Genomic DNA, 26,037 nt, shown 5'->3' with positions numbered 1-26,037 from the left:
CTGCGCGGCCCATCGGGGCGGAGCGGCCCGACGGTCAGCCGGCGTCCGGCCAGGCGGCGCGGACCAGCGCCGGCAGCACCTCGCCGGCCGGGCCGCGCAGGTTCACCGCGCAGATCGCGTCCAGCGGCGTCGGCACCGGGTTCACCTGCACCACCGGTGCGCCGAGGCGGGCCGCCACGAGCGGGATCTCGGCGGCCGGATGCACGAGCGCCGAGGTGCCCACTGTCAACAGCAGGTCGCAGGCGGACGCCGCCTCGACCGCCGCGCTGAGCGCGGTCTCCGGCAGCGCCTCGCCGAACCAGACCACGCCGGGCCGTACCGGCGCCCCGCATCCGGCGCACGCGGGCGGGGTCAGCGGCCCGTCCGGCGGTTCCGGCGCGTGCGATTCCACCCCGCCGTGCGGTTCCGGCTCGCCGGGCGGCACCGGCGGATCGGAGGGCGGCGGCAGATCGGACGGCAACGGCGCGGGGCGGGCGCAGGCCGAGCAGCGGGGCGCGAACAGGCTGCCGTGCAGGCGTACCGGGGCGGGGACGCCGCCGCGCTCGTGCAGGTCGTCGACGTTCTGCGTGATCACCACGGTTTCCGGCAGCCGGGCCTGGATGGCGGCCACGGCCAGATGTCCCGGGTTCGGGCGGGCCCGGCGTACCCCGCGCCGCCGTGCCTCGTACCAGCCCCACACCAGCGCCGGGTCGGCCCGGAACGCGGCAGGGGTCGCCAGCTCCTGCGGGTCGTAGCGCTGCCAGAGCCCGGTCTGGGCGTCCCGGAACGTCGGCACGCCGCTCTCGGCGGACATGCCGGCGCCGGTGAAGACCACCGGCCGCCGCGCGGCGGCGAGCAGCCGGCCCGCCTCGGCCGGCTCCGGCCCGGTCACACGTCCACCGTCAGCCGCACGTCGACCCGGTCACCCAGCTCGATGCCCTCGGCCCGGCGCGCCGCGACCCGCAGCGGCACCACGTACCGCCCGTCCTTCGGCCACAGCGACGTCCGCCAGTCGGTGCCGCCGATGCTCACCGTCACCGGGATCATGCCCCAGCCGTAGGTGACCGACGCCGCGGCGGCCTCGATCGCCGCGCTCTGCTCGTCGGGCACCGTGACGAAGTGGTACGGCGCCGGGCCGCGCCAGAACCACACCTCGCCGCTGAACGCCAGCTCCATCGGCTCAGGATAGGGGCCGGGACCGACGGAACCGGAGCAGCCGCAGCCCGGCCGCCGTCACCCAGGCGAACAGCGGGAACACGGCGACGCGTTCCATGCCGCCCACGCCGATGCCGGCGTCCACCCGGGACAGGAACAGCACGACGCCGGCCAGCCCGAGCAGGCCCAGGAACGTGCTGACGGCCCGCAGCTCGCGCAGCAGCGGCGACCGCCCGGCGAACGCGGCGGCGAGCATCGCGGCGTTTCCGAGGGCGAAGACCAGCAGCGCGCCGAGCACGTGAAGGTTCTCGTCCACGTCCGCCGGATAGGCACCGGCCAGCACGTACCCGAAACCGGCGGCCACCATCGACGCGACGGTGACGGCCGCGGCGCGGCCCGGGCGCAGCGCCCGGTGTGCGAGCAGCGCGCCGAGCGCGAGCAGCAGCCCGGCGCCGACGAACACGGCGTTCATGGCCGGGTGCCACGGCGAGCAGACCGGGCGGGGCCGGCTGGTGTCCCACACGCCGCAGGTCACGTTCCCCAGGTCGCTGATGTTGTGCTCGGCCCAGCTGAACCCGGGTTGCTCCCAGGCCAGGCCCACGATGACGTTGGTGACCAGGAACGACGCGGTGGCGAGCAGCCAGCAGGCGCCCGCGAGGCGGTTTCTCATCCGCCGAGTGCACCGTCGCGGGGCGGCCCGGCGCACGGGGCGTGGCGGGCCGGTTCGGGGTAGGGCCAGACCTACCCGGGAAGCGGGGTCCAGCCGGCTGGGCCGGGCGGCGGGGCCTGGCTAGCGTCGGGCCATGACCGTTGATCACGGGCTGGCCGCTGCGTTACGCCGCCGCCGCTACCTGCTCTCCGCGTGGCCGTGGCGGGCCCTGGCGTACGCCCTCACGACCCTGCCCCTGGCCGGCGCGGCGGCGTTCGGGGCGGCGGTGGTCGCCGCGCCGCTGCTGCTGGTCGTCGGCGCGCTGCGGCGGGGCCGCCCGGTCGACGCCGGGGTGCTGGCGGTGCTGGCCGTGGTGGCACTGGCGGTGGTGGCGCTCGCCCCGCTGGCCGGCGCGCCGGTCGCGGCGGTCGAGCGGTGGCGCCTCGGCGTGGTCGACGACCGTCCGGTGACCGCGCCGAGGTGGCGAGGGCTCGCCGCGCGCCTCACCACCGCCACCGGATGGCGGGAGGGCGCGTACCTGGCCGTGCTCGGGGTGGCGGTGCCGCTGGCGTACGGGATGTTCGGCCTGCTCGTGCTGCTGGACGTGGCGCTCGTCGCCGGTCCGTGGCTGGCCGGCGACGAGGACCGGATCGTGCTGGTCTGGGCCACCGTCGACTCCCCGGCCGAGGCGGTCCCGTACGCGCTCGCCGGCCTGCTGGCCGTCCCGGCGCTGGTCTACCTGGCCGGGCTGCTGGTCGCGGCCCAGGCGGCGGTGGCCCGCCGGCTGCTCGACGACGCGCCCGGCGGGGCTGCCCTGCGCGAGGTGGCCCGGTCGCGCGCCCGCCTGGTGAGCGCCTACGAAGCGGAGCGCCGCCGCATCGAGCGGGACATGCACGACGGCGCGCAGCCACGCCTGACCGCCCTGACACTTCAGCTCGGGCTGGCCCGCCTCGACGTGCCGGACGAATCCCCGGCGGCGACGCCGCTCGCGGTGGCGCACGAGCAGGCCAAGGAGCTGATGGTGACGTTGCGCGGGATCGTCCAGGGCATCCGCCCGCAGCAGCTCACCGAACTCGGCCTGGCCGGGGCGGTCGGCGAGCTGGCCGCGCGGTCGGTCGTCCCGGTCACCGTGCGCGCGGACCTGACCCGCCCGGTGCCCGACCTGGTCGAGACCACCGCCTGGTACGTGGTCTCCGAGACGCTCGGCAACGTCGCCCGGCACGCCGGGGCCGGCCGGGCCGAGGTGCGGCTGACCCGCGACGACCGGCGGCTGGTGGTGGAGGTGCGCGACGACGGCCGGGGCGGCGCCGACCCGGCGCGCGGCACCGGCCTGACCGGGCTCGCGGACCGGGTGGCGGCGGTGGACGGGCGGCTGCTGCTGTCCAGCCCGCCCGGTGGGCCTACCCTCGTGCGGGTGGAGCTGCCGTGCCGTCCGTGATCCGGGCCGTCCTGGCCGAGGACGAGGTGCTGCTCCGGGAGGGCCTGGTGGGCCTGCTCACCCGGTTCGGCTTCGCTGTGGACGCCGCCGTCGGCTCCGCCCCGGAGCTGCTCGACGCGGTTCGCACGCACCGGCCCGACCTGCTGGTCACCGACATCCGGATGCCGCCGCAGCACCGCGACGACGGCCTGCGCGCGGCGGTCGCGCTGCGCGCGGAACGCCCGGACCTCGCGGTGGTGGTGCTCAGCCAGCACGTGCAGAGCGGGTACGCCGCCGCGCTGCTCGACAGCGGCGACGGCAACCGGGTCGGCTACCTGCTCAAGGACCGGGTCGCCGACGTCGCGGAGTTCGCCGAGACGCTGCGCCGGGTGGCGGCCGGCGGCACCGCCGTCGACCCGGACGTGGTGCGGCACCTGCTGCGCCGCCCGCGTGACCCGCTCGCCGCGCTGTCGCGGCGGGAACGGGAGGTGCTGGGACTGGTCGCCGAGGGCCACTCCAACACCGCGATCGCGGCCCGCCTGCACGTCACCGAGGCGGCCGTCGGCAAGCACGTGGGCAACATCCTGGCCAAGCTCGGCCTGCCGCCGGACGAGGACAGCAACCGCCGGGTGCTGGCGGTGCTCGCCTACCTGCGCGCGGAGAGTTGACCGGCGCTACAGGCTCATCGGCGCCGGGTCGGTGACCAGCGCCCGGAACCGCTCGCGCGGGTCGGGCACCAGCCGCCGCTCGGCCAGGTCGAGCAGGCCGCCGATGCCGCTGACCGAGGCGACCGGGATGCCGTCCGCGCGGGTGAACTCCTGGCTGATCCGGAACGTCTTGCCCTCGCCCCAGTGGAACTCGCAGGTGACGTCGACCTCGTCGCCACCGCGCAGCTCCCGCAGGTAGCGCACCGTCACCTCCAGCGCGACCGGCCCGACACCGCCGGCGAGCAGCCGTTCCTGGCCGACGCCGGACGCCCGCAGACACTCCCAGCGGGCGTGCTCGGCATACTGGAGGTAGACCGCCTGGTTGAGGTGGCCCTGGGTGTCGAGCTCGTAGCCGCGCACGGTGACGCGTACCCGGAACGGATCTGCCATGCCGGCAGCCTAACCAGCGGCGCGACGGTGACCGGCATGCGGTCCGGGCCGCGTCGACGTCGACCACGACCGCGCCGCGTACGTCGAGCCCGACGTGTGGTGCGGGCACCCCCTCCGGGCGGGCCCACCGGTCAGGCCGGCCAGGCGTGGCCGATCCCGTCGAGCAGCAGGACGACACCCTCGGTGGCCGCCTCCCGGTCCCGGGAGATCTCCCGGTACTCCGGCGAGGTGGACCAGCGCTCGAAGTCCTCGCGGCTGTCGAACGACAGCAGCACCGCCTTCTGGTGCGGCCAGTCGCCTTCCACCACGCGAGGGGCGATGTCGGCGGCGAGCAGCTTCCCGCCGTAGCGGGCCAGCACCGGCGGGAAGGCGGCGGCATACCTGTCGTAGCGCGCCCGGTCGTGGATGGTGAGCTGCGCGAGGGCGTAGACGGTCACCGGCTCAGGCTATCGACCGCCCGGCCCCGGCGGTGTCGTCCGTCAGGTCGGCCCGGGCGTCGTCGCGGCCCGGACGACTCTCCGTTGTGGTCTGGCGATGATGGCACTGACCTGCGAATACTGGTGGCAGGCTCGCGCCCGCCCCGCGTCGGGTGGGGGGAAGAGGTGGGGCACATGATCGGACACGAGACCCAGCCGGGGGTCATACCCGGGCCCCGCACGCCGGCGGGCCAGGCGGCCCCGCCCACCGCGCCGGTTCCCCGCGCGGTCTGGGAGGTCCGCGTGCGGACCAAGCTCGACGACCTGTACGAGCAGCTCACCGCGCTCTCCCAGCGCGACCCCGGGCGGGCTGCGGCGCTGCTCGCGCTGCTGTCGCGGGTGGAGGGGGTGCTCGGACACAGCGGCGTGGTCGAGTGGTTGCGCGGAGGGAAGCTGGAGTACGCGTGGCAGACGATCCACTCCGTGGAGCGGGCCATGGTGGCGCTGCGCACCGGGGACGAACTGATCGGGCTGCTCCCCGCGTACCGCAGCGCGGCGGCGCGATCCTGCCGCCGGACGACAAGGTGTTCACCGACCTCGACCCGGTGGCCGGCGGGATGTCCGAGGCGCTGCTGCGCGCCCGGTGCAGGGGCTGCTGACCCGCTACCACTCCGCGTCCGACCAGTTCCACGAGTCGGCCCGGCGGCTGCGGAACCGGATCCTGGGGCTGTCGGTGTTCGCGCTGGTGGCGGAGGTCCTGATGGTGGTGGTGCAGTGGCGCAGCACCGACGTGCGGCTGCTGGAGGCGCCGGGCGACGCCGGTGGCGTGCCGGCCTGGCGGCTGCTGTTCTTCGTGCTGGTCGCCGGCGCGCTCGGCGCGTTCCTCAGCGCGCTGCCCTCGATGATCACCGCGCGGTCCGGCGGGCTGCCCTACAAGCTGCCGTTCCAGCAGGGGCTGCTGAAGCTCGCCGTCGGCCCGCTGGTGGCGCTGGTCGGGATCATGCTGGTCGTCGGCGGCCTGGTGGAGACCAGCGTGAGCAGCACCGCCGCGCTGCTCGGCCTGGCGATCGTGTTCGGCGCCGGGCAGCAGGCGGTCACCGCGTTCGCCGACCGGCGTGCGGCCGAACTGCTCGGCCCGGCGGCCAAGAGCTGACGCCGCACGGCCGGGAGCTGATGCGGCCCGGCGGCAGCCGGGCCTGGGTAGCCTGATCCCATGATCTTCATTACCGCCAAGTTCCGGGTCCGCCCGGAAGACGCCGACCGCTGGCCGCAGATCGCCGCGGACTTCACCGCCGCGACCCGGGCCGAGCCCGGCTGCCTGTGGTTCGACTGGTCCCGCAGCCTGGACGACCCGACGGAGTACGTGCTGGTCGAGGCGTTCCGCGACGACGAGGCGGGCGCGGCGCACGTGCAGTCGGAGCACTTCCGGGCCGCCCAGCGCACGCTGCCGCCGCATCTGACCGAGACGCCCCGGATCGTCAACGTGACGGTGCCGCAGCAGGACTGGTCGCGCCTGGGCGAGATGGCGGTGCCCGGCGGCGCCTGAGGTGAAACTTTCCCACCGTTTGCCGCCAGGTATTGAAGCTTGTCTTCAGCCCCCGCTACCCTCGGCGGGAAGATCCACCATCCACCGTGGAGGAGCTGGAGCATGCGCAAGCTGATGGCGGCGTTCGGTGTGTCAGCGATGACTGTGGCGGGCCTGGTCGCGGCCGGGACACCGGCCCAGGCCGCGACCTGCACCCTGGTGCAGTCGGAGATCTACAACGGCGCGAACATGATCGCCTGGTCGCGCGGCCTGGACGGCTGCGCGGGCGACGTCTACTGGGAGATCCGGTCCGGCGACGGCGGCGTGTGGCAGGTGACCGACAGCGGCACCACGCACTACGACGACCAGGTCGTCAGCTACTACGGCGACGTGGACCTGCCGTGCTACCTGCGGGTCTACGCGGCGTTCGGGGCCCAGGAGCGGCTGACCCAGCCGGTGCGCAACAACAACTGCGCAGGCTGAGCAGCGGCCGGGGCGCCTGAGGGCGCTCCGGCCCGCACCGCCTGGCCGCCGGCGACGAGCGGGCGCAGCCGCCCGGCTTCGTGGCGCAGCACCGCGCCGGCCCGGGCGGCGGGCGGTCTCCGAAACTTCCGGAGCCGCGCCGGGTGGCGCGTTCGCGCCCGACTGCCGCGCCTGCCCGCGGATTCACTCACCCACCCCGTGCCGCGTGCGGCGATGTCGACGTATCGAGGTGATTAAGTTTTCGGAACTCTTCCGGTAGGCTCCGGACAGAGATTCGCTTCGATCCACTCACGATGTGCCGGGGAGTCACTCCCCTACCTGGCGCGGCCACCGGGCGGCCGCGCGGAGCCGACGTCGTGGCGGGCGGTGGCCGAGGCGAGCCGATCCCATTGACAGGCTAGAGAGGCGAACAGATGGACAAGGTGCTCGCCCGCGGCAGCGGGAGCGCGGCAGCCCGGTCACGCCCGCGGACCGCAGTGGTCGCGATGGTGGCGGGGGCCGCGGTGGTCGCCGCCACGATAGCGGTGGCGACCAGCGCCAGCGCCGGCACGACGCTCGGCGCGTCGGCGGCGGAACAGGGCCGCTACTTCGGCACGGCGGTCGCGGTGAACAAGTTGTCCGACAGCACGTACGTCGGCATCCTCAACCGCGAGTTCAACATGGTCACCGCCGAGAACGAGATGAAGTGGGACGCCACCGAGCCGTCCCGCAACCAGTTCAACTACACCAACGGCGACCGGCTCGTCGCGCACGCCCAGGCCAACGGCATGCGGGTACGCGGCCACGCGCTGCTCTGGCACCAGCAGCAGCCCGGGTGGACGGGAAGCCTGTCCGGCAGCGCGCTGCGCGAGGCGATGCTCAACCACGTCACCCAGGTCGCCACCCACTACCGGGGCAAGATCTATTCCTGGGACGTGGTGAACGAGGCGTTCGACGACGGCAACAACGGCGCCCGCCGCAACTCGAACCTCCAGCAGACCGGCGGCGACTGGATCGAGGCCGCGTTCCGTGCCGCCCGCGCCGCCGACCCGGGCGCCAAGCTCTGCTACAACGACTACAACACCGACAACTGGTCGTGGGCCAAGACCCAGGGCGTCTACAACATGGTGCGGGACTTCAAGTCCCGGGGCGTGCCGATCGACTGCGTCGGTTTCCAGTCGCACTTCAACAGCGGGTCGCCGTACCCGAGCAACTACCGCACCACGCTGCAAAACTTCGCCGCGCTCGGCGTCGACGTGCAGATCACCGAGCTGGACATCGAGGGCTCGGGCAGCAGCCAGGCCACTTCGTACGGCAACGTGACCCGGGACTGCCTGGCCGTGGCGCGCTGCAACGGCATCACCGTCTGGGGCATCCGGGACACCGACTCCTGGCGGGCCAGCGGCACCCCGCTGCTGTTCGACGGCAGCGGCAACAAGAAGCAGGCGTACACCGCCGTGCTGAACGCGCTCAACGAGGGCGGCACCCCGCCGCCGAGCACCGCGCCGCCGACCAGCACCCCGCCCACCTCGACCCCGCCCACCTCGACGCCGCCGACCAGCGAGCCGCCGACGACTCCCCCGCCGACCGGCGCCTGCACCGCCACGTTCACCACCAACCAGTGGCCGGGCGGCTTCGTCACCAACGTCCGCATCACCGCGGGCTCCAGCGGGCTCAACGGCTGGACCGTGTCGCTCACCGTGCCGTCGGGCTCGGCGATCACGAACACCTGGAGCGCCCAGGCCAGCGGCACCAGCGGTGCGGTGACCTTCCGCAACGTGGACTACAACCGCCAGGTCGGTGCCGGTGGCACCACCGAGTTCGGATTCCAGGGCACGGGTACCGCGCCCTCCGGCACGCCGACCTGCGCGGCCGGCTGACAGTCGGCGCGACCCGGCACGGGACCACCGTGCCGGGTCGCGTCCCCGGCGGGCACGGGTCCGCGACCGTACAGTGGGGTAGGTCCTGTTCCACCGTTTCGCCGGAAGGACCACAGTGAACCGACGCATCAGGACCGCCCTCGGCGTCGCCCTGACCGCCACCCTCGTCACCACCGCCGCCCCGGCCCCCGCCACCGCCCACGACCGCCGCCCGAGCGTCATCGCGCTGCCGGACGGCTTCCAGCCGGAGGGCGTCGCCGCCGCCGGCCGGTACGCCTGGTTCGGGTCGCGGGCCACCGGCGAGATCTACCGCGCCGACCTGATCACCGGAGCGGGCAAGCAGGTCAGCCCCGCCACCGGCACGCCCTCACTCGGCCTGAAGGTCGACGCGCGGGGCCGGCTCTTCGTCGCCGGCGGCACCGCCGGTGACGCCCGGGTGATCGACACGCGCACCGGCGCCGTGCTCGCCAGCTACCGGTTCGCCGAGGCGCCGACGTTCGTCAACGACGTGACGCTCACCCGCGACGCCGCCTGGTTCACCGACTCGAACCGGCCGGTGCTCTACCGCCTGCCGCTGGGACGCGGCGGCACGCTGCCGCCCGCCGACGGCTTCACCACGCTGCCGCTGACCGGCGACTTCCAGCAGACCGGCACCGGCGTCAACCTCAACGGCATCGCGCCCACCCCGGACGGCCGGGCCCTGATCGTCGTGCAGTCGAACACCGGCACGCTGTTCCGTGTGGACCCGGCCACCGGCGTCACCACCGCCATCGACGTGCCGGGCGCGACGTTCCTCAACGGTGACGGTCTGCTGCTGCTCGGCCGCACGCTGTACGTGGTGCAGAATTTCCTCAACCAGGTCGCCGTGGTCGACCTGAACCGCTCCGGCACGGCCGGCGTCGCGCGCGGCGTCATCACCGACCCGGGCTTCGACGTGCCGACCACCGTGGCCGCCGCGCTCGGCCGGCTCTACCTGCCGAACGGCCGGTTCACCACCCCGCCGACGCCGACCACCCCGTACACGGTGGTCGCTGTCGACGCGCGCTGAGCCACGCCGGCCGCCACCCGTCCGGTGGCGGCCGGCCCGGCTCAGTCCTCCATCTCCGGCCCGAGCAGCCGGATCTCCTCGATGTCGATGGCCGCCTGGAGCTGCCGCAGCACCACGTCGTCGATCTGTCTGGTGTTGCGCAGCCGGGTGATCTCCTGCCGCTTGTGGTCGAGCACTCGCAGCCGCAACTGCCGGGCCAGCTCCCGCTCCCCCTGCGCGTCCTCGCCGCGTGGATCGCGGACGGCGGCCAGGTGCTCCTCGTAGTCGGCCCGCAGCCTGTCCACCGTGTCCGGCGCGGCGCCCACGTCGCTGGCGGCGCGGGGCAGCGCCTCCAGGGCGGCCTCGGTGGCCCGGATCCGGGCCCAGCGCACCTCCTCGTCGCGTTCGCGGTCGCCGGTCAGGCCCGCCCAGGTGACCACGGCGGGCAGCGTGGTGCCCTGCACCAGCATGATCAGCACGATCACCACGACGGTGACGAAGATGATCAGGTCGCGCTCGTGCACCGGGCTCCCGTCGTGCATGGTGACCGGCACGGCGAGCGCCGCGGCGAGCGAGACGGCGCCGCGGAAGCCGGCCCAGCCCGCGGCGGTACGCATCCGGCCGTCGAAGTGCCGCGCCCGGCTCGACTCCCGCCGGTCCACCCGTTGCAGCACCGACACCGACAGGTGCACCCAGGCCAGCCGGATCACCACCACGACCACCGCGACCAGCGCCGCGATGCCGAGCGACGCGGCGGGCGAGTGGCTGGTGATGCCGCGCAGCGAGCGCGGCACCTGCGTGCCGAGCAGCACGAACAAGCCGCCGTTGATCATGAATGTGGCCAGGTCCCAGAACGCGAACGCGGTGATCCGGGACCGGGCCCGGATCACCCGGGGCGCGGCGTACGACAGCAGCAGGCCGGACACCACCACCGCGAGCACACCGCTGGCGTGCACCGCGTCGGCGAGCAGGAACGCGACGAACGGGGTGAGGATGCTCAGCCCGCCCTCGCGCATCGGATCGTCGACGTGCTTGCGGATCAGCACCACCACCGTGCCGACGAGCAGGCCGGCGGCCACCCCGCCGGCGGACTTGCCGACGAACTCGCCGGTGAGCGTCAGCGCGCCGGGCACCGTCCCGCCCGCGACGACGCCGGCCGCCACGGCGAACAGCACGAGCGCCGTGCCGTCGTTGACCAGGCTCTCCGCGCGCAGCGTGGTGAGGATGCCGCGGGGCATCCGCTTGGCCAGGCCGGCCACGGCGGCGGCGTCGGTCGGGGCCAGGACCGCGCCGAGCACCCACGCGGCGGCCGGCCGCACGCCGAGGGCCTGCGCGGTGTACGCGACGGTGGCCATCGTGACGATCACCAGCACCACGGCGAGCCCGACGATCACGGTGAGGTTGGCGCGGATCTCCCGCAGGCTGACGACCAGGCTCTCCCGGTAGAGGATCGCCGGGAGGAACAGCACCAGCACGACCTCGGGTTCGAGGACCAGGTCGTCGAACGGCGGCAGCAGGCCGATCAGCGCGCCCATGCCGATCAGCAGAACCGGCGGCGCGACGCTGTACCGCCCGCCGATGGTGGTGCCGACGAGCACAGTGGCGCCCAGCACCGTGATCAGCACGAGTGCTTCCACGCCGTACCCCCGTCACCGTCCGCCGGTCCCACCGTGCCCTACGGCGGCGGCCCGGCGGGACGGAATCGGTGACCGCTACTCGAAGCGGGCCGGGTCGCCGGCGCCCCGGCGCAGGATCTCCGGCTCCGGGCCGGACAGGTCGACGACAGTGGTCGGCTCCAGCCCGCAGTCGCCGGCGTCGACCACGGCGTCGACGAGGTGGTCGAGCCGCTCCTTGATCTCCCAGCCCTGGGTCATCGGCTCGTCCTCGCCGGGCAGCAGCAGCGTGCTGGTGAGCAGCGGCTCGCCGAGTTCGGCCAGCAGCGCCTGGGTCACCGTGTGCCGGGGCACACGCGCGCCGACCACCCGCCGCCGCGGGTCCTGCAACCGGCGCGGCACCTCGGAGGTGGCCGGGAGCAGGAACGTGTAGCTGCCCGGGATGACGGACTTCACCTGCCGGAAGACCGCGTTGCTGAGCTTGACGAACTGGCCGAGCTGGGCGAAGTCGGCGCACATCAGCGTGAACGGGTGCCGGTCGTCGAGCCGCCGGATCTCCCGGATCCGCTCCACGCCGTCGCGGTTGCCGATCCGGCAGCCGAGCGCGTAGCAGGAGTCGGTCGGGTAGGCGATCACCCCGTCGGCGCGCAGCAGGTTCACCACCTGCCGGATCACGCGGGGCTGGGGGTTGTCCGGATGCAGGTCGTAGTACCTCGCCACGCCGGCCAGCCTATGTCCGCGCCCCGGCGGGCGCAGGTTTGGGCGGGGCGGATTCCGGAAACAGGTGGGGGCCGTTCACGACAGGGGGACCGAATCATGTCCGAAGCCAGCACAGACCGCGTCGCCGACCGCCCCGCGGAGGTGACCGATCCGCTGCTGTGGGACCTGGCCGCCGCGGTGGCCGACGCGCACCAGCCGGACGACGCGCGCGTCTGCGCCAGCCCGAGCTGCGCCGGGGCGGCGTGGCCGTGCGCCGCCTGGAACAACGCGCAGGCGGGGCTGAGCGCCGCCCGGACGCCGCGGCAGCCCGCCGCGCCCCGGCAACCGGCCGCCTCGCCGCAGTCCACCTCGCCGCGTCCCGTCGTCGCCGGGCAGCCCGGTGCGCCGGGCACGGTCGCGGCGCGGACCGACGCGCGCAGCCTCACCGCCACCGCCGCCTGACTGCGGGTAGGCGCACGTATCCCTCGCGCCGCCCCCGGCCGCCCGGCCGGGGGCGGCGCTCTGGCGCGTGTCGACGCTGGTCAGCGCGCCTCCGGAGAGGACCGGTGGGTCGGTCGTGAACGCCGGAGAGCGCTCTCTTTGGTAACAGGACATTGACGGATCCGTAACCCGAACCTTAATGTCGCATCTCAAGAGAGCGCTCTCACGACATCGGACCATCACCCCGAACCCCCGCCTTCTCCTCGTGAAGGGGACCTCCATGACCCTCCTGCGGGACTTCTCCCCCGACCCCGTGCCCCCGACCGCAACCGGCCCGTCCCCGGCCCGCCGACGTGGCCTGCGGGCCGCCGCCCTCGTCGCCGCCTCAGTGCTCGCCGCCGGCCTCCTCGGCGTCGTGGTCGGCGGCGGCGGCACCGCCACGGCCGGCGCGGTCGGCGCGGGCAGCTACACCGAGACGCGACCGGCCGGCGCCCTGCTGCCGAAGGGCTGCGGCGCGATCAGCACCAACCCGAGGACGTTCACCACCGCCGACGCCCCGGCCGGCGCGATCCCCACCAACGACTGGTGGTCCTCGCTGATCTGGAAGCGCAACAACTGCACGGGCAGCGAGGTCCTGCACGCGCATCCGCTGGCGTACAAGGCCGAGAACAACGGGCTCGGACTGTCCTACACGACCACGCCGGCGATCAGCGGCACCGCCACCGGCGTGGGCGAGTTCCACTACCCGTACACCGAGGACGTGCGCGTCGGGATGCCCGGCCTGGCCGCGCCGGTGGTCAAGGCCGCCGGCTGGACCGACTGGACGGTCACCGCCGACTGGAGCGACGGCAGCCGCACCATGCGCGCCACCATCGGCCACGGACTGCCGTTCAGCTACTACACGGTCAACGGCGGCACCGCGCAGCTCACCACGGCCGGGACGCCCACCGTCTGGCGCAACTCCGGCGCCACCATCGGCTTCACCGTCCGCGGCCACGACTACGTCGCGTACGCGCCGACCGGCGCGACCTGGACCGTCAGCGGCACCGACATCAGCTCGACGCTGGCCGGCAAGGGATACTTCTCGGTCGCCGTGCTGCCCGGCGGCGGAGACCGGGCCGCCCTCGCCGACACCTACGGCCGGTACGCCCACGCCCACGTCACCGGCACCCGGATGAGCTACGCGTACGACCCGTCCGCCGGCACGGTGCGCACCACGTACGCGTTCACCACCACACCCCGCGAGGGCAGCGAGACGAAGACCGTGATCTCGCTCTACCCGCACCAGTGGCGCAGCCTCACCGGCGCCACCCCGATCGGTCAGACGTACGTCTCCGCGCGCGGAGCCATGCGAGTGCTCACCGGCGTGCCGTCGTTCACCACCACCATGCGCTTCACCGGCGTGCTGCCCGAGGTGCCCGCCGTCGGCGACTCCAGCGGCGCGGACCTGTCCACCGTCACCGGCTACCTCAACGCCGAGCAGGGCAACCCGGAGGGCGTCAGCGGCCCGGACACGTACTGGGCCGGCAAAGGGCTCGGCCGGTCCGCCCGGATCGCCGAGATCGCCGACCAGCTCGGGCAGACCTCGGTCCGCGACGCGGCGCTGAACGCGATACGGAACCGGCTGACCAACTGGCTCACCGCCGGCTCCGGCGAGAGCGGCCAGCTGTTCTACTACGACCGCAACTGGGGCACGCTGATCGGCTACCCGGCGTCGTACGGCTCCGACGAGGACCTCAACGACCACCACTTCCACTACGGCTACTTCATCGCCGCCGCCGCCACGCTCGCCAAGTTCGATTCGGGCTGGGCCGACGACAGCCGCTACGGCGGCATGGTGGACCTGCTCATCCGCGACGCCAACAACTACGACCGCGCCGACAGCCGCTTCCCCTACCTGCGGGACTTCGACATCTACGCCGGGCACGACTGGGCCTCCGGCCTGGCGCCGTTCTTCGCCGGCAACAACCAGGAGTCCTCCTCGGAGGGGATGAACTTCGCCAACGCGCTGATCCAGTGGGGTCAGGCCACCGGCGACACCGCCGTCCGCGACGCCGGGGTCTACCTGTGGACCACCCAGTCCGCGGCCATCTCCGAGTACTGGTTCGACGTGTACGACCAGAACTTCCCGTCCGCGTTCGGGCACAAGACCGTCGGCATGGTGTGGGGCGACGGCGGGTCGTACTCGACGTGGTTCTCCGCCGCGCCGGAGATGATCCAGGGCATCAACATGCTGCCGATCACCGGCGGTCACCTCTACCTGGGCGACTTCCCCGAGTACGTCAAGGCCAACTACGCCGAGCTGGTCACCAACAAGGGCGGCCCGCCGACGGTGTGGCAGGACATCGTCTGGGAGTTCCTGGCCCTCGGCGACGGCGAGCAGGCGTTGCGCAACTTCCGTGCCAACAGCGGATTCACCAGCGAGGAGGGCGAGAGCAAGGCGCACACGTTCCACTGGATCCGCAACCTGGCCGCGCTCGGCACGGTGGACACCACTGTGACCGCGAACCACCCGCTGGCGAAGGTGTTCGTCAAGAACGGCGTCCGCACCTACGTGGCGTCGAACATCACCGCCCGGCCGCTCACCGTCACGTTCTCCACCGGCGTCACGCTCACCGTGCCGGCCGGGAAGACGGCGACCTCCGGGGCGTACACCTGGAGCGGCGGCAACGCCACCGGCGGCGGAACCGTGCCGACCGGCACCCCGACGACCTCGACGCCCAGCCCCACCCCGACCACCGCGAGTCCCACGCCGACCAGCGCGAGCCCCAGCCCGAGCACGAGCAGCCCGGCGACGTTGAAGCCGGTGCGGTACCTGCGCTCCGGCGGCGGGCTCGACGGCGCCGCCGGCACGAGCGGCACGGTGAACGTGGCGGCGGCGAACGGCAACTCCGACGGCACGCCGAAGAACCCGCAGGTGTTCACCGCCACCGGGCTGACCGGCACGTTCACCGGCGGCGCCACCGCGTTCGACCTGGCCGTCGACGCGGGCACCGCGGTCGGCAACGGCGTGCAGATCCGGGTCTCCTACGACCTGACCGGCAACGGCAGCGCCGAGCGGGTGGAGACCTACCGGTACTTCGCCACCGACCCGATCGCGGGCGCGGAGCGCTACCTACAGACCCAGGGCCTGCTCTCGGCCACCGGCACGCTCGGCAACCTGTCGGGCGGGACGGTACGCGTCGAGGTGTGGAACGCCATCGGCGGCGCGCCCACGGTCCTCGGCGTCGGCAACACCTCGACGGTCACGCTGCCGTACCGCTGACGGCACCGGTTCCGGCGCCCCGGCTCACCGCCGGGGCGCCGGTTCACGTCCGAGGTCACGGCCAGCGGGCGGCGGTGGTCTCGAACAGCTCGCTGTCGCTGGCCACCGGGATGACGCAGAGCAGGTGCCCGCCCGGCGCGCGCAGCACGTGGCAGTCGAGCCAGCGGGAGACGGGCGTGGCGCCCAGTGCGCACAGCCGCTCGACCTCGGCGGCCACGTCGTCGGTCTCGATGTCGAGGTGGTAGCGGGGCGCGTCGCCGACCGACTGCACGGCGGTGACCAGCCCGGGCACCACGTCGGCCAGGCCGGTGAACTCCGGTTCGGCCGGCTCGGTGCGCAGCTCCGCGCCGAGCGCGGCGGACCAGAACGCGGCCGCCTCCCCCGCCTCGTCCCGCGGCGCGTCGATGATCAGGGCGTACAACCGCGATCGATGCATCGCCCGAGCCTAGCCAGGACCGCCCTCACCGGCACCCCGGCGCGGTCAGGCGGTCACGTGCGCGCTGTCGCCCGCCGTCGCGGCGAAGGACGTGCCGCTGACCATCCGCGCCGCGTCGGAGGCGAGGAACACCACCAGCGGCGCGACGTCCTCCGGCTCCACCCACGGCACGCCCAGCGGTGTCTTCGACCGCAGCGCCGCCACCGCCGCCTGCTCCACCTCGGCCAGGTCGCCGGAGGCCGGCTTCGCCGCCTCGACCAGCGCCTGCACGTAACGGTCCCGGTGCCGGGTCAGCGCGGTGTCGACCAGGCCCGGGATCACCGCGTTCGCCGTCACGCCGTGCGGCCCGAGTTCCAGCGCGGCGGACTTCATCAGGCCGATCAGGCCCCACTTGGACGCCGAGTAGGCGGACCCGTTCGTGGTGCCGTGCTGCCCCTGGGTGGACGACGTGATGACGATCCGCCCGCCGCCGCGCCGTACCAGCAGCGGCGCGAACACCCGCAGCACGTTGGCGGCGCCGGTGAGGTTCACGTCGATCTGGTCGTGCCAGTGCTGGTCGGTCATCTCCAGCAGCGGCGCGAACGCCTGGATGCCGGCGTTGGCGAACAGCACGTCCACGCCGCCGTGCTCCCGTTGCACCGCCTCGGCCACCGCCCGTACCGCGCCGATGTCGCGCTGGTCGGCCTGGTGCGCCGACCAGCGGGCACCCGCCGCCGTGACCCGCCGGCCGGTCTCGGCCAGGTCCTCCGGCATGGCGGGCGGGAAGTCCAGGATCGGGCTGACCGGCCCGGCGACGTCCATCCCGGCCACGTCCGCGCCGGCCTCGGCCAGCGCCACCGCCGCGGCCCGGCCGATCCCCCGCGCGGCGCCGGTGACCACAGCGACCCGCCCCGACAACGTCCCGGCCGACATCGTTCCCCCTCCGCGGGCACCGTCCGTGACGCCCTCTTCGCACGGTATGCCCGCCGGGCCGTCCCGTGCCGGGGTTCGCCCGGTCAGGCCCCGAGCCGGGGTTCGCCGGTCAGGCCCCGAGCCGCGCCCGCAACCACGCCGGGTCGGGATTGACCACCGCCCCGTCCGGCAGCACCACTGTGGGGACCGTCTCGTCGCCGCCGGTCACCGCCCGGACAGCGGCGGCGGCCTCCGGGTCACGCCAGATGTCCACCCAGTACGCGCGCCGGGCCCGCCCGCCCAGCCGGAGACGCAGCCGCAGGCAGTACGTGCAGCCGGGCCGTCAGTAGATGACCGGCCGGCCGTCGTCCGCGCTGCGCCGCCGCGCCTGCGCCGCGGTCAGCGACCGGGGGAAGGCCAGCGGCGAGAAGAGCACCGCCACCGCGGCGAACGCGAGGAAGCCCACCACCGACGACACCCACGTGTCCTGACCGGCGCCCACCGCCACGCCGACGGCCAGCATCAGCGCGGCGAGCCGCCAGCTGCGCATCAGGCGGTTACCTCGGCCAGCAGCTCCAGCAGGTGGCGGTACGGCTGCCCGGTGGCCCGCGCCAGCCCGATCTCGCAGGTGCGGTTCACCGAGGCGTACCCGTCGAAGGGGCGTGCCGCGACGGCGGCGGCCTCGGCCCGGGTGGCCGACGCGGTCAGCTCCGGGTGCAGCAGCCCTCGGTCACCGGCGAAGCCGCAGCACTGCCAGCCCTCCGGGACCACCACCTCGTCGGCGACCGCGCGGGCCACGGTGAGCAGCGCGTCGTCCAGGCCGAGCCGGACCGACGAGCAGGTCGGGTGCAGCGCGAGCGAGCCGATCCGGCGGCGCACGGTCAGCCGGGGCAGCAGCGTGCCGGCGGTGTACGCGACCGCGTCGACGACCCGCACGTCCCCGGCGCCGTCGAGCAGCCGCTCGAAGCCCTCCGTGCAGGACGCGGCGTCGCTGACCACCGGCAACGTGCCGTCGCGGCTGGCAGCGCGCAGCACCGGCGGCACGCGGTCGCGCATCGCCCGGTAGCCGTCCGTGAGCCCCTTCGACGACCAGGGGGTGCCGCAGCACAGGTCGCCGACGCCGTCCGGCACGAGCAGGCGCACGCCGGCCCGCTCGGCGAGCGTGAGCAGCGCGGCGGCCACGCCGGTGCCGCCCCGCGCCGGGGCGAACAGCGTGCCGAGGCAGGACGGGACGAAAACGGCGTCCGGGTCGTCGGCCGGCTGAGGGCGGCGTGGGGTGCCGCCGCGGGGCAGGTCCCGCTGCCACCGCGGCACCCGGTCGGCGCCGAGGACCGCGCGGGCGGCGCGGGTGGCCGCCTCGGGCAGCGCGGGCGGCAGTGCCCCGGCCAGGTCGAGTCCCCGGGCCATGCCCCGGGTGGTGGCGTCCCAGCGCCGGGCCGCGCCGCGCCACGCGGTGCCCGCCGCCTGGCCGTGCTCCTCGGCGCGCAGCCGCTTGACCAGGTCACCGGTGTTGATCAGCACCGGGCAGGCGGTGGCGCACATGCCGTCGACCGCGCAGGTCTGCACCGCGTCGTAGTCGTACGCGTCGGTCAGCTCCCGGACCAGTGCGGTGTCGCCGGCGGCCCGCGCGGCGGCGATCTCCCGGCGCAGCACGATGCGCTGCCGGGGCGTGGTGGTGAGGTCGCGGCTGGGACAGACAGGCTCGCAGTAGCCGCACTCGACGCAGCGGTCCACCTCCTCCTCCACCGTCGGCACGGTCTTGAGGTGCCGCATGTGGATCTCCGGGTCGTCACCGATCAGCACGCCGGGATTGAGCACGCCCGCCGGGTCGCAGAGCGTCTTCAACTCGCGCATCACCTCGTACAGCTCGTCGCCGAACTGGCGGCGCACATACGGGGCCATCACCCGGCCGGTGCCGTGCTCGGCCTTGAGCGTGCCGCCGTGGCCGAGCACCAGGTCGACCATCTCCTCGGTGAAGTCGGCGTACCGTGCCGGAGCCTGCCCGCCGTCGAAGCGCTCGTTGAGCATGAAGTGCAGGTTGCCGTCCTTGGCGTGCCCGAAGATCACGCTGTCGGCGTACCGGTGGCGCTCGAACAGCTCGGCCAGCGAGGCGCAGGTGGCGGCCAGGGCCTCGACCGGGACGGCGATGTCCTCCAGCAGCGCCGTGGTGCCGGACGGGCGGGCGCCGGCCACCGCCGCGTACAGGCCCTTGCGGATGTGCCACAGCGCGGCCCGGGCGGCGGGTTCGCCGCTGAGCCGGGCCGGGGCGCTCAGCGGCAGGCCGGCCAGCACCGGCCCGGCGTCTGCGACCCGGTCGGCCAGCGCCGCCGGGTCGGACTCCTGCCACTCGGCGAGCAGCGCGGCGTGCCCGCGCACGGCCAGGCCGCGCAGCGTGGCGTCCGCCTTCGGGTCGCGCTGGGCGACCCGCAGTGCGGCGGCGTCGAGCAGTTCGACAGCCGCCGGCCCGGCGGCCACCAGCGCCGGCATGGCGGCCATCGCCGCACCGAGGGAGTCGAAGACCAGCAGGCCGGTCGCGGCGTGCGGGTGCACGGGTACGGTGCGGAACGTCGCCGAGGCGACGAACGCGAGCGTGCCCTCGCTGCCCACCACGAGCCGGGTGAGCAGGTCGGCCGGGTCGTCGTGGTCGAGGAACGCGTTCACCCCGTACCCCATGGTGTTCTTCATGGCGTACTGGGCGCGGATGCGGCGCACCGAGTCGGAATCGCCGCGCACCCGGTCGCGCAGCCGCAGCAGCCCGGCGTGCAGGTCCGGTTCGGCGGCGCGCAGCCGGGCGTCGGCGTCGGGAGCGCCGGTGTCCAGCACGGTGCCGCTGGGCAGGGCGAGGACCAGCGACTCCAACGTCCGGTAGGTGTTGAACTCGGTGCCGCAGGTCATGCCGCTGGAGTTGTTGGCGACCACGCCGCCGACGGTGCAGGCGGACTCGCTGGCCGGGTCAGGACCGAGCTTGCGGCCGTACGGCGCCAGCCGCGCGTTGACGTGCCGCAGCACCACTCCCGGCTGCACCCGTACCCGCCGCCCGTCGTCGAGCACGCTCAGGTCACGGAAGTGCCGCCGCACGTCGACCAGCAGCCGGTCGGTGACGGCCTGGCCGCTGAGGCTGGTGCCGCCGGAGCGGAACGTCAGGCCCGTGCCGGTGCGGCCGCCGTACGCCAGCAGCGCGGCGACCTGGCCGGCGTCGGACGGGGTGATCACCGCGCCGGGGTGCAGCAGGTAGTGCGAGGCGTCGTGGGCCATCCGCAGCCGGTCCGCGGCCCGGGTCGTCACGCCGCCGGGCACCACCGCTTCCAGTCCGGCCCGCGCGGACGCGCTCAACTCCGTCATGATCACCGCACCTCCCCGACTCACAGTAGTCACGCACGGCGGGGCTCACTGCGCGGTGATGAGGTCCAGCACCCGCCGCTGGCACGCTCGGGCAGCCGGGCCGGACGGCGGCGGGCCGCCGCGGCGGGCCGCGTAGGTGGCCCGGAACGGCATGGCCGCGCCGGTGTTCACTTCGACCTCGAAGCCCGGCTCCGGGGTGCCGGAGGCGGCCACGTCCCGCCGGTAGACCACCAGTTCCAGGCCGCGCGCCGGGCAGGGCAGCGCCTCGTGCCGCAGCCGGTCCACCAGCGTCCGCTTGGTCGTCTCAGGCAACGGCGCGGCGGCCGGCAGCGCCACGTCCACGTCACCGCGTCCCGGCTGGTACGCGCCCAGCCCGACCGACCCGGTGGCGTACGCGCCGACCAGGTCGTCGCCGAGCACGTCCCGGCAGCGGCGGAGCAGTTCGGCCAGGTAGTCGCGGATGTCGTCGGGCACTCCGGCATCCTGCCCCGGGCCGGGCGCGGTCAGTCCGCCGGGTCGGGGCAGCACACGGTCAGCGCGCCCGGGACGACCTTGACCTTGAGCCGTTTCGCCTTGCCCCGGGCGCCGCCGTCCAGCTCGTACGTCTTCGGCGCGTCGAACCGCACGGTGATCCTGCGGCCCCGGGTGATCCGCACGAACGGCGACTCCTCGGAGCGCCCGGCGGCCATCCGGCCCAGCGTGCGCGCCCAGTCCACGGCACCGCTGGCGGTGGACACGCCGACCTCCAGCGCCCCGTCGTCGGGGCGGGCGTCGTCGAAGGCGGGGATGCCGCCGGTGATGGTGCCGACGTTGCCGAACAGCACGCAGCTCGCCTCGTCGTCGAACCAGTCCGCGCCGTCGACCCGGACCCGGGTCCGCACGCACTCGCCGCGCACGTGACGCAGCCCGGTCCAGACGTACGCGATGCGGCCGAAGCGGCCCTTGAGCTGCCGGTCGGCGTCACGGATCAGGTCGCCGTCGAATCCCGCGCCGGCCATCACCGCGAAGTGCTCCCCGTTGATCCGGCCCAGGTCCAGGTCGCGGCGGCGGCCGTGCAACGCGATGCGGACCGCCTCGGGCAGGTCGACCGGGATGCCGAGGTTGACCGCGAACAGGTTGGCGGTGCCGGCGGGCAGGATCCCCATCGGCACGCCGCTGCCCGCGAGCGCGTCGGCGCATCGCTGCACCATGCCGTCGCCGCCCCACACCAGCACCAGCTCGGCGCCCTCGTCCAGCGCCGCGCGGACCCGCTCGGGCGCCTTGCGGCTCTTGGGCACCTCGTACCAGAGCAGCTTCCCGACGCCGGCGCCGACGAGGCGGGAGCGCAGCTCGTCGAGGCCGCCCCCGAACGTCTTCTTCCGGTGGGCGACGACAGCGACCACACCGACCGGGGGCGGGGCGAGGGCGGTGGCGGTGTCCGGGCGTTCGGCCGTGCGCGTGTCCATGGCCCCGCTGGTACCCGGACCGCCGGTTTCCCACGCCTGCGCCCGGCGCGACGCGCCCGGCGCCCCGGCGGCGGCGTTCCTGTGCCCGGGCCACCACGTTCGGTACAGTGCGGAACGTCGATCCGTGCCGCCGGGCGCGGATCCGAAGGGTGCGGAATGTCGGGACGGACCGGTCGGGTGGCGCGCTACACGCTGCGCCTCGGTCTGCTGCTCGGCGGCCTGGCCGTCGCCTGGGGCACCCAGGGGGTCACCTCCGGCCCGGATGCGCTCGCCGCCGACCGGCAGCCGTCCGGCCCGCTCACCGCCACCGCCGGGGCGCTCCCCCACACGCCGGAGGCGATGACCGGTCCGGCTGATCGGGTCGGCCCGGCCGATCCGGCCGGTCCGGCCGCATCCCCCGCACCGGCTCCCGCGCGGGCGGGCGACACACCGCCGGCGGCGTATTCCCTCACCGCCGCGAGCACGCGGTGGGTGGGCCCCGCACGCAGCCGGGCACCGGCGGCGCACGCCACGACCGGTCCCGCGGTGCCGCCGCACGAACGGGTCACCCACAGCGGCGGCGCGGTGCACAGCGAGGTCGCCGACGCGGACGCGAACCGCTGGCGGCTGCCGACGCTGACCCACCGGTACGCGCCGACCGCGGCCGAACCGCTGCCGCCCTCCCGCACGTCGCGCCCCGACACCAGGCCCGCCTGAGCGGGCTGTCCACCGGCGCCGGCTCCGACCCCGGAGCACGTACGCGTCCCGTCCGACCGCCGCCCGCCGCGGCCGCGCCGTCGACTGTCGTCCGGCGCCCGCAACCGACCCCACCCGACCACCCTGGACACAGGAGTCCGTCCATGAGCACAGCCCTGACCGTCGTCCGCGCCCGCTGGTGCGACATCGGCCGGATCGCCGATCTCGTCGCCGAGGCGCTCGCGCCCACCGCCCTGGCCGCCTGGCTCGTCCCCGACACGACGCGCCGCCTGCCGGTCCTCGCCGCCGTGGCGCGGATCTGGACCGAACACGCGATGCTGTTCGGCGATGCGTTCCTGCTGCCCGACGGCAGCGCCGCCAGCGTGTGGTTCCACCGCTACCGGCCGATCCCCGCCCCCCACCGGTACGCCGACCGGCTCGCCGGCGCCGCCGGGCCGGACGAGGGCCGGTTCCGCCGCCTCGATGACGAGCTGGCGGCACGCCGGCCGGTGGAGGCGCACAACCATCTGGCGCTGCTGGCCGCGCCCCGGGGCGGCGCGACGCAGGCGCTGACCGCGGCGCAGCGCCGGATGGACACGTTGAGCCTGCCCACGTACGCGCACCCGTGCGCCGGGCAGCAGGAGGAGCTGCTGCGGCGGCTCGGGTACGCCGAACGGGAGACCTTCGCCGTCCCGGACGGCACACGGGTGTGGTCGTTGTGGCGGCCGGCGCCGTTCCACGCGAGCGCCAACGACAGGTGGCGGACCCGCCGCGCCGGTCGACGGGAACGCGACGACAGCGCCGCCGGGTGGACGGCGCGCTGACCGGTCGAGCGCTCCGCCCGCGCCACACCGGTCGACGGCGTCGGCCGGTGCCGTCGGCGCCGCTCGGTTAGCCTGCGAGCCGGGCACGACTCAGCCGAGCAGTCGGAGGTATCGCGTGCGGAACAGCGGAACCACACCGGGACCGGGCGACGCGCCTGCGGCGCGTCCCCGGCGCAGGCGGCGGCGTCTGCTGGTCGTCCTCGCGGTCTGCGCGCTGCTGGCCGGCTGCGGTCTGGTCGCCGGCGGGTACTACTTCGACAGCGTGCCGACGCCCAGCGACCTGAAGCTGCCCGAGTCCACCACGGTCTACTACGCCGACGGGCGCACGCCGATGGCGAAGCTGGGCGCGCAGAACCGCACCATCGTGCCGTACGACCAGATGAACGACTCGGCGAAGCAGGCGATCGTCGCGGCCGAGGACCGCACCTTCTGGACGAACCAGGGCATCGACTTCAAGGGTGTACTGCGCGCGGCCTGGGCGAACGTCAGCGGCGGGCAGCGGCAGGGCGCGTCCACCCTCACCCAGCAGTACGCGCGCATCGCCGCCGACCTGCGCGGTGTCACCTACTCGCGGAAACTGCGCGAGGCGGTGATCGCCTGGAAGCTCGACGACGCGTACTCCAAGGACGAGATCCTCGGTTTCTACCTGAACACCGTGCCGTTCGGCCGGGGCGCGTACGGCATCGAGGCGGCCGCGCAGACGTACTTCGGCAAGACGGTGCGCCGGGACGGGCCCGCTGCCCGGCAGCTCACCCCGGCCGAGGCGATGGTGCTCTGCGCGATGGTGAAGCAGCCGGAGGCGGACCCGGCCGACCCCGAGGGCTCGCCCGGCTACGACCCGCGCCGCAACGCGCTGGCCCGGCAGAACTCGATCGACAGGTGGAACTACATCCGCGACGGCATGGTCAAGCTCGGCTATCTGACGCCGCAGCAGGCGGCCGATCTCGCGTACCCGGACACGGTCCGGCCGATCGACAAGGACGCGGGGCGGTCCGACCTGGACCGCCCGACCGGTCTGGTGGTCAACCACGTGCTCGCCGAGCTGCGCGGGATCGAGCCGTTCCGCGGCAAGCCCGACGAGGTGATCCGCGACGGCGGCTACCGGATCGTCACCACCATCGACAAGCGCGTGCAGGACGCGGCCGAGGCGGCGGCGGACATCCGCCGGGACACCGCGCCCCGGGCGGTACGCGGCCAGCCGCGCAACTGGCAGGCGGCGCTGGTGGCGGTGGAGCCGGGCACCGGCCGGGTGCTCGGCTACTACGGCGGCGACAAGGGCTCGGGCGCGGACTACGCCGGCTGGTACTCCGACGAGAACGGCGAGGCCCGCGGCTTCGGCCAGCACCCGCCGGGGTCGTCGTTCAAGGTGTACGACCTGGCCGCCGCCGTCCGCGACGGGATCTCGGTGAAGCAGCGGTTCGACTCGCCGGACACCAAGGAGTTCCCGGCCTCGGGGCGCACCAAGGGGAGCCCGGCCGGGCCGATCCGCAACGCCGAGCACGCTGCCTGCCAGCCGGACTGCGCGCTCTGGGAGGCCACCGTCGCCTCGCTCAACGTCACCTACTTCGAGCTGACCGAGAAGCTGGGCACGGCGAAGGTGATCGAGACGGCGCGGCAGGCCGGCGTGGAGTCGATGTGGGAGACGGTGCGGGGCAACCCCCGGCCGCAGCGGGTCGACCTGCGCAGCGACCCCGCCGATCAGGTCGCGAAGCGGTTCTCCACCGAGGTCGGGATCGGGCAGTACGGCATCACCGTGCAGGACCACGCGAACGGGATGGCCACGTTCGCGGCCGGCGGCAAGCGCGCCGACGCCCACTTCGTCCGGTCGGTGAGCAAGGACGACGAGGACGTGTGGACCGAGCAACTGCGCACGACGGACCTGGGGCTGGACCGAGAGGCGATCGACCAGCTCGACTGGACGTTGCGCCGGGTCCGGGCCGCCGAACTGGGCAACGGCTGGGACTCCGCCGGCAAGACCGGCACCTGGCAGGCCGGGCAGAGCACCACGCAGAACGTGCACACCTGGATGGTGGGCTGGACCGGCGCGCTCGCCTCGGCGGTGTGGCTGGGCACCACCGACGGCAAACCGCTGCGGACCAGGGGCGGCAGCTACGAGGTGTACGGCTCGACCGGCGCCGCGCCGATCTGGCGGCAGTTCATGACCAAGGCCACCGAGGCGATGAGACTCGACCCGGACAAGTACCGCTTCGGTGAGCCGAAGTTCCCCGGCGAGACCCCGGAGCCGACCCGGTCGGCGCCACCGCCGCCGACCACCGCCGCGCCGACGCCGTCGGAGTCGCCGAGCCCGAGCCCGAGTCCCTCCTCGTCGAGCCCCAGCCCGGACCCGACCGGACGGCCGACTTCGCGGCCGACGCTGACGCCGTCACTACCGCCGCCGCCCACCGGGGCGCCGACGCGGACCCGCGGTCCGCGCTGACCCGCTGTCGCCTCGCGTCTATGTGCGCCATCCGCGCACAGCGGCAACGTCCGCAATTTGCACCGGCACCCATTCACCATCGACGATATTCGCCCTGATCAGGGGCTATTGAAGATCATGGCTGCGTGCGTGGAGGTCCGCGGCGGGGCGCACGGCGAGTGTCGGTTGCCCAGGTCACCCATTGCTCCGGGCTCGGGCGGCGTGTGATTGTGCACCAGCGAGCCGCCGACCCCCGGCGACTCACGACGGTCGATCTGTCGACCCGGAGCCACGCCGGCAGCTCCGGTGACCGGCCGTCACCCTGCCTCGCACCACCGCGCCGCCCGACCCCACCGGGCTCCGTGCGGCGCACCTGTAGAACA

Annotated in this window: 26 protein-coding genes and 1 pseudogene; 13 read left to right on the top strand and 14 right to left on the bottom strand. The window is 74.4% G+C overall.

The window, feature by feature from the left end; translation table 11 throughout:
- Nucleotides 1-34: 34 nt before the first annotated feature.
- Genes ACFYON_RS10225 through ACFYON_RS10215 form a run of 3 tightly spaced genes read right to left on the bottom strand, consistent with a single transcriptional unit; the run spans nt 35 to nt 1,804 of the window.
- Nucleotides 35-871 carry a Sir2 family NAD-dependent protein deacetylase gene (locus ACFYON_RS10225; RefSeq protein WP_354863434.1) on the bottom strand — a complete coding sequence of 279 codons (837 nt, stop codon included), beginning with the start codon at nt 869-871 and terminating at the stop codon, nt 35-37.
- Nucleotides 868-1,155 (bottom strand): DUF1905 domain-containing protein, encoded by a 288-nt coding sequence (locus ACFYON_RS10220; RefSeq protein ID WP_354863435.1) that lies wholly within the window; start codon nt 1,153-1,155, stop codon nt 868-870. The genes ACFYON_RS10225 and ACFYON_RS10220 overlap by 4 nt, the downstream gene beginning before the upstream one ends.
- Before the next feature lie 4 nt (nt 1,156-1,159).
- Nucleotides 1,160-1,804: a DUF998 domain-containing protein gene (locus ACFYON_RS10215; RefSeq protein WP_354863436.1), complete on the bottom strand. Its 645-nt coding sequence runs from the start codon at nt 1,802-1,804 to the stop codon at nt 1,160-1,162.
- Between the two features lie 133 nt (nt 1,805-1,937).
- Here ACFYON_RS10215 and ACFYON_RS10210 point away from each other — a divergent pair, with 133 nt between their 5' ends.
- A complete protein-coding gene (locus ACFYON_RS10210) occupies nt 1,938-3,221 on the top strand; it encodes a histidine kinase (protein WP_354863437.1) in 1,284 nt (427 codons plus the stop codon).
- On the top strand, nt 3,218-3,868 hold the full coding sequence (locus ACFYON_RS10205; protein WP_387188332.1) for a response regulator: 651 nt from the start codon (nt 3,218-3,220) through the stop codon (nt 3,866-3,868). The genes ACFYON_RS10210 and ACFYON_RS10205 overlap by 4 nt, the downstream gene beginning before the upstream one ends.
- A 6-nt stretch (nt 3,869-3,874) precedes the next feature.
- Here the strand turns inward: ACFYON_RS10205 and ACFYON_RS10200 are convergent, their stop codons facing one another.
- Together ACFYON_RS10200 and ACFYON_RS10195 are read right to left on the bottom strand one after the other, a co-directional pair.
- Nucleotides 3,875-4,297: a thioesterase family protein gene (locus ACFYON_RS10200; RefSeq protein ID WP_354863439.1), complete on the bottom strand. Its 423-nt coding sequence runs from the start codon at nt 4,295-4,297 to the stop codon at nt 3,875-3,877.
- Nucleotides 4,298-4,428: 131 nt separating this feature from the next.
- The gene (locus ACFYON_RS10195; RefSeq protein ID WP_354863440.1) at nt 4,429-4,734 is read right to left on the bottom strand and encodes a DUF1330 domain-containing protein; all 306 of its coding nucleotides are present in this window, start codon (nt 4,732-4,734) and stop codon (nt 4,429-4,431) included.
- Nucleotides 4,735-5,177: 443 nt separating this feature from the next.
- Here ACFYON_RS10195 and ACFYON_RS10190 point away from each other — a divergent pair, with 443 nt between their 5' ends.
- From ACFYON_RS10190 to ACFYON_RS10165, 6 genes are all read left to right on the top strand, one after another.
- On the top strand, nt 5,178-5,372 hold the full coding sequence (locus ACFYON_RS10190; protein ID WP_354863441.1) for a hypothetical protein: 195 nt from the start codon (nt 5,178-5,180) through the stop codon (nt 5,370-5,372).
- The gene (locus ACFYON_RS10185; protein ID WP_354863442.1) at nt 5,357-5,866 is read left to right on the top strand and encodes a hypothetical protein; all 510 of its coding nucleotides are present in this window, start codon (nt 5,357-5,359) and stop codon (nt 5,864-5,866) included. The genes ACFYON_RS10190 and ACFYON_RS10185 overlap by 16 nt, the downstream gene beginning before the upstream one ends.
- Nucleotides 5,867-5,926: 60 nt before the next feature.
- Nucleotides 5,927-6,259, top strand: a complete 333-nt coding sequence (locus ACFYON_RS10180; RefSeq protein WP_354863443.1) for a putative quinol monooxygenase — start codon at nt 5,927-5,929, stop codon at nt 6,257-6,259.
- 102 nt (nt 6,260-6,361) lie between these two features.
- Nucleotides 6,362-6,721 (top strand): hypothetical protein, encoded by a 360-nt coding sequence (locus tag ACFYON_RS10175; RefSeq protein ID WP_354863444.1) that lies wholly within the window; start codon nt 6,362-6,364, stop codon nt 6,719-6,721.
- 413 nt (nt 6,722-7,134) lie between these two features.
- Nucleotides 7,135-8,580, top strand: coding sequence for an endo-1,4-beta-xylanase (locus ACFYON_RS10170; RefSeq protein ID WP_354863445.1), 1,446 nt, complete (start codon nt 7,135-7,137; stop codon nt 8,578-8,580).
- Between the two features lie 115 nt (nt 8,581-8,695).
- Nucleotides 8,696-9,628, top strand: a complete 933-nt coding sequence (locus tag ACFYON_RS10165) for a superoxide dismutase (protein WP_357707870.1) — start codon at nt 8,696-8,698, stop codon at nt 9,626-9,628.
- A gap of 41 nt (nt 9,629-9,669) precedes the next feature.
- Here ACFYON_RS10165 and ACFYON_RS10160 read toward each other — a convergent pair whose 3' ends face one another.
- Together ACFYON_RS10160 and ACFYON_RS10155 are read right to left on the bottom strand one after the other, a co-directional pair.
- Nucleotides 9,670-11,244: a Na+/H+ antiporter gene (locus tag ACFYON_RS10160; RefSeq protein ID WP_354863447.1), complete on the bottom strand. Its 1,575-nt coding sequence runs from the start codon at nt 11,242-11,244 to the stop codon at nt 9,670-9,672.
- Nucleotides 11,245-11,319: 75 nt separating this feature from the next.
- Nucleotides 11,320-11,940, bottom strand: coding sequence for an L-threonylcarbamoyladenylate synthase (locus tag ACFYON_RS10155; protein WP_354863448.1), 621 nt, complete (start codon nt 11,938-11,940; stop codon nt 11,320-11,322).
- 96 nt (nt 11,941-12,036) lie between these two features.
- Between ACFYON_RS10155 and ACFYON_RS10150 the strand changes: the two genes are divergently transcribed.
- Nucleotides 12,037-12,381: a hypothetical protein gene (locus ACFYON_RS10150; protein WP_354863449.1), complete on the top strand. Its 345-nt coding sequence runs from the start codon at nt 12,037-12,039 to the stop codon at nt 12,379-12,381.
- A 259-nt stretch (nt 12,382-12,640) separates the two neighbouring features.
- Nucleotides 12,641-15,625, top strand: coding sequence for a glycosyl hydrolase (locus ACFYON_RS10145; protein ID WP_354863450.1), 2,985 nt, complete (start codon nt 12,641-12,643; stop codon nt 15,623-15,625).
- Between the two features lie 55 nt (nt 15,626-15,680).
- On the opposite strand, the gene ACFYON_RS10140 is transcribed toward ACFYON_RS10145, so the two are convergent.
- The 7 genes and pseudogenes from ACFYON_RS10140 to ACFYON_RS10110 form a co-directional block, all read right to left on the bottom strand.
- Nucleotides 15,681-16,061 (bottom strand): VOC family protein, encoded by a 381-nt coding sequence (locus ACFYON_RS10140; RefSeq protein ID WP_354863451.1) that lies wholly within the window; start codon nt 16,059-16,061, stop codon nt 15,681-15,683.
- Nucleotides 16,062-16,106: 45 nt separating this feature from the next.
- Nucleotides 16,107-16,973 carry an SDR family NAD(P)-dependent oxidoreductase gene (locus ACFYON_RS10135; RefSeq protein WP_354863452.1) on the bottom strand — a complete coding sequence of 289 codons (867 nt, stop codon included), beginning with the start codon at nt 16,971-16,973 and terminating at the stop codon, nt 16,107-16,109.
- Between the two features lie 109 nt (nt 16,974-17,082).
- Nucleotides 17,083-17,280 (bottom strand): annotated as a pseudogene (locus ACFYON_RS10130) (glutaredoxin family protein); the annotation flags it as partial.
- A gap of 15 nt (nt 17,281-17,295) precedes the next feature.
- Nucleotides 17,296-17,502, bottom strand: coding sequence for a hypothetical protein (locus ACFYON_RS10125; protein ID WP_354863453.1), 207 nt, complete (start codon nt 17,500-17,502; stop codon nt 17,296-17,298).
- Nucleotides 17,502-20,294 carry an FAD-binding and (Fe-S)-binding domain-containing protein gene (locus ACFYON_RS10120; protein ID WP_387188422.1) on the bottom strand — a complete coding sequence of 931 codons (2,793 nt, stop codon included), beginning with the start codon at nt 20,292-20,294 and terminating at the stop codon, nt 17,502-17,504. Before ACFYON_RS10120 ends, ACFYON_RS10125 begins: the two co-directional genes overlap by 1 nt.
- A 45-nt stretch (nt 20,295-20,339) precedes the next feature.
- On the bottom strand, nt 20,340-20,768 hold the full coding sequence (locus ACFYON_RS10115; RefSeq protein WP_387188424.1) for a hypothetical protein: 429 nt from the start codon (nt 20,766-20,768) through the stop codon (nt 20,340-20,342).
- Between the two features lie 29 nt (nt 20,769-20,797).
- The gene (locus ACFYON_RS10110) at nt 20,798-21,739 is read right to left on the bottom strand and encodes a diacylglycerol/lipid kinase family protein (RefSeq protein WP_387188425.1); all 942 of its coding nucleotides are present in this window, start codon (nt 21,737-21,739) and stop codon (nt 20,798-20,800) included.
- 156 nt (nt 21,740-21,895) lie between these two features.
- Between ACFYON_RS10110 and ACFYON_RS10105 the strand changes: the two genes are divergently transcribed.
- The 3 genes from ACFYON_RS10105 (at nt 21,896) to ACFYON_RS10095 (ending at nt 25,675) form a co-directional block, all read left to right on the top strand.
- Nucleotides 21,896-22,435 carry a hypothetical protein gene (locus ACFYON_RS10105; protein WP_387188427.1) on the top strand — a complete coding sequence of 180 codons (540 nt, stop codon included), beginning with the start codon at nt 21,896-21,898 and terminating at the stop codon, nt 22,433-22,435.
- Between the two features lie 143 nt (nt 22,436-22,578).
- Complete coding sequence (locus ACFYON_RS10100) at nt 22,579-23,238, top strand: hypothetical protein (RefSeq protein ID WP_387188429.1); 660 nt, start codon at nt 22,579-22,581, stop codon at nt 23,236-23,238.
- A 115-nt stretch (nt 23,239-23,353) separates the two neighbouring features.
- Entirely contained in the window at nt 23,354-25,675 is a 2,322-nt protein-coding gene (locus ACFYON_RS10095; RefSeq protein ID WP_387320714.1) for a transglycosylase domain-containing protein, read from the top strand.
- The last annotated feature ends 362 nt before the right edge of the window (nt 25,676-26,037 follow it).

This window comes from Micromonospora sp. NPDC005686 (assembly GCF_042871665.1).
Lineage (GTDB): Bacteria > Actinomycetota > Actinomycetes > Mycobacteriales > Micromonosporaceae > Micromonospora.
The sequence above is the reverse complement of the archived record's forward strand: the minus strand, read 5'-3'. Positions and strand labels throughout refer to the sequence as shown.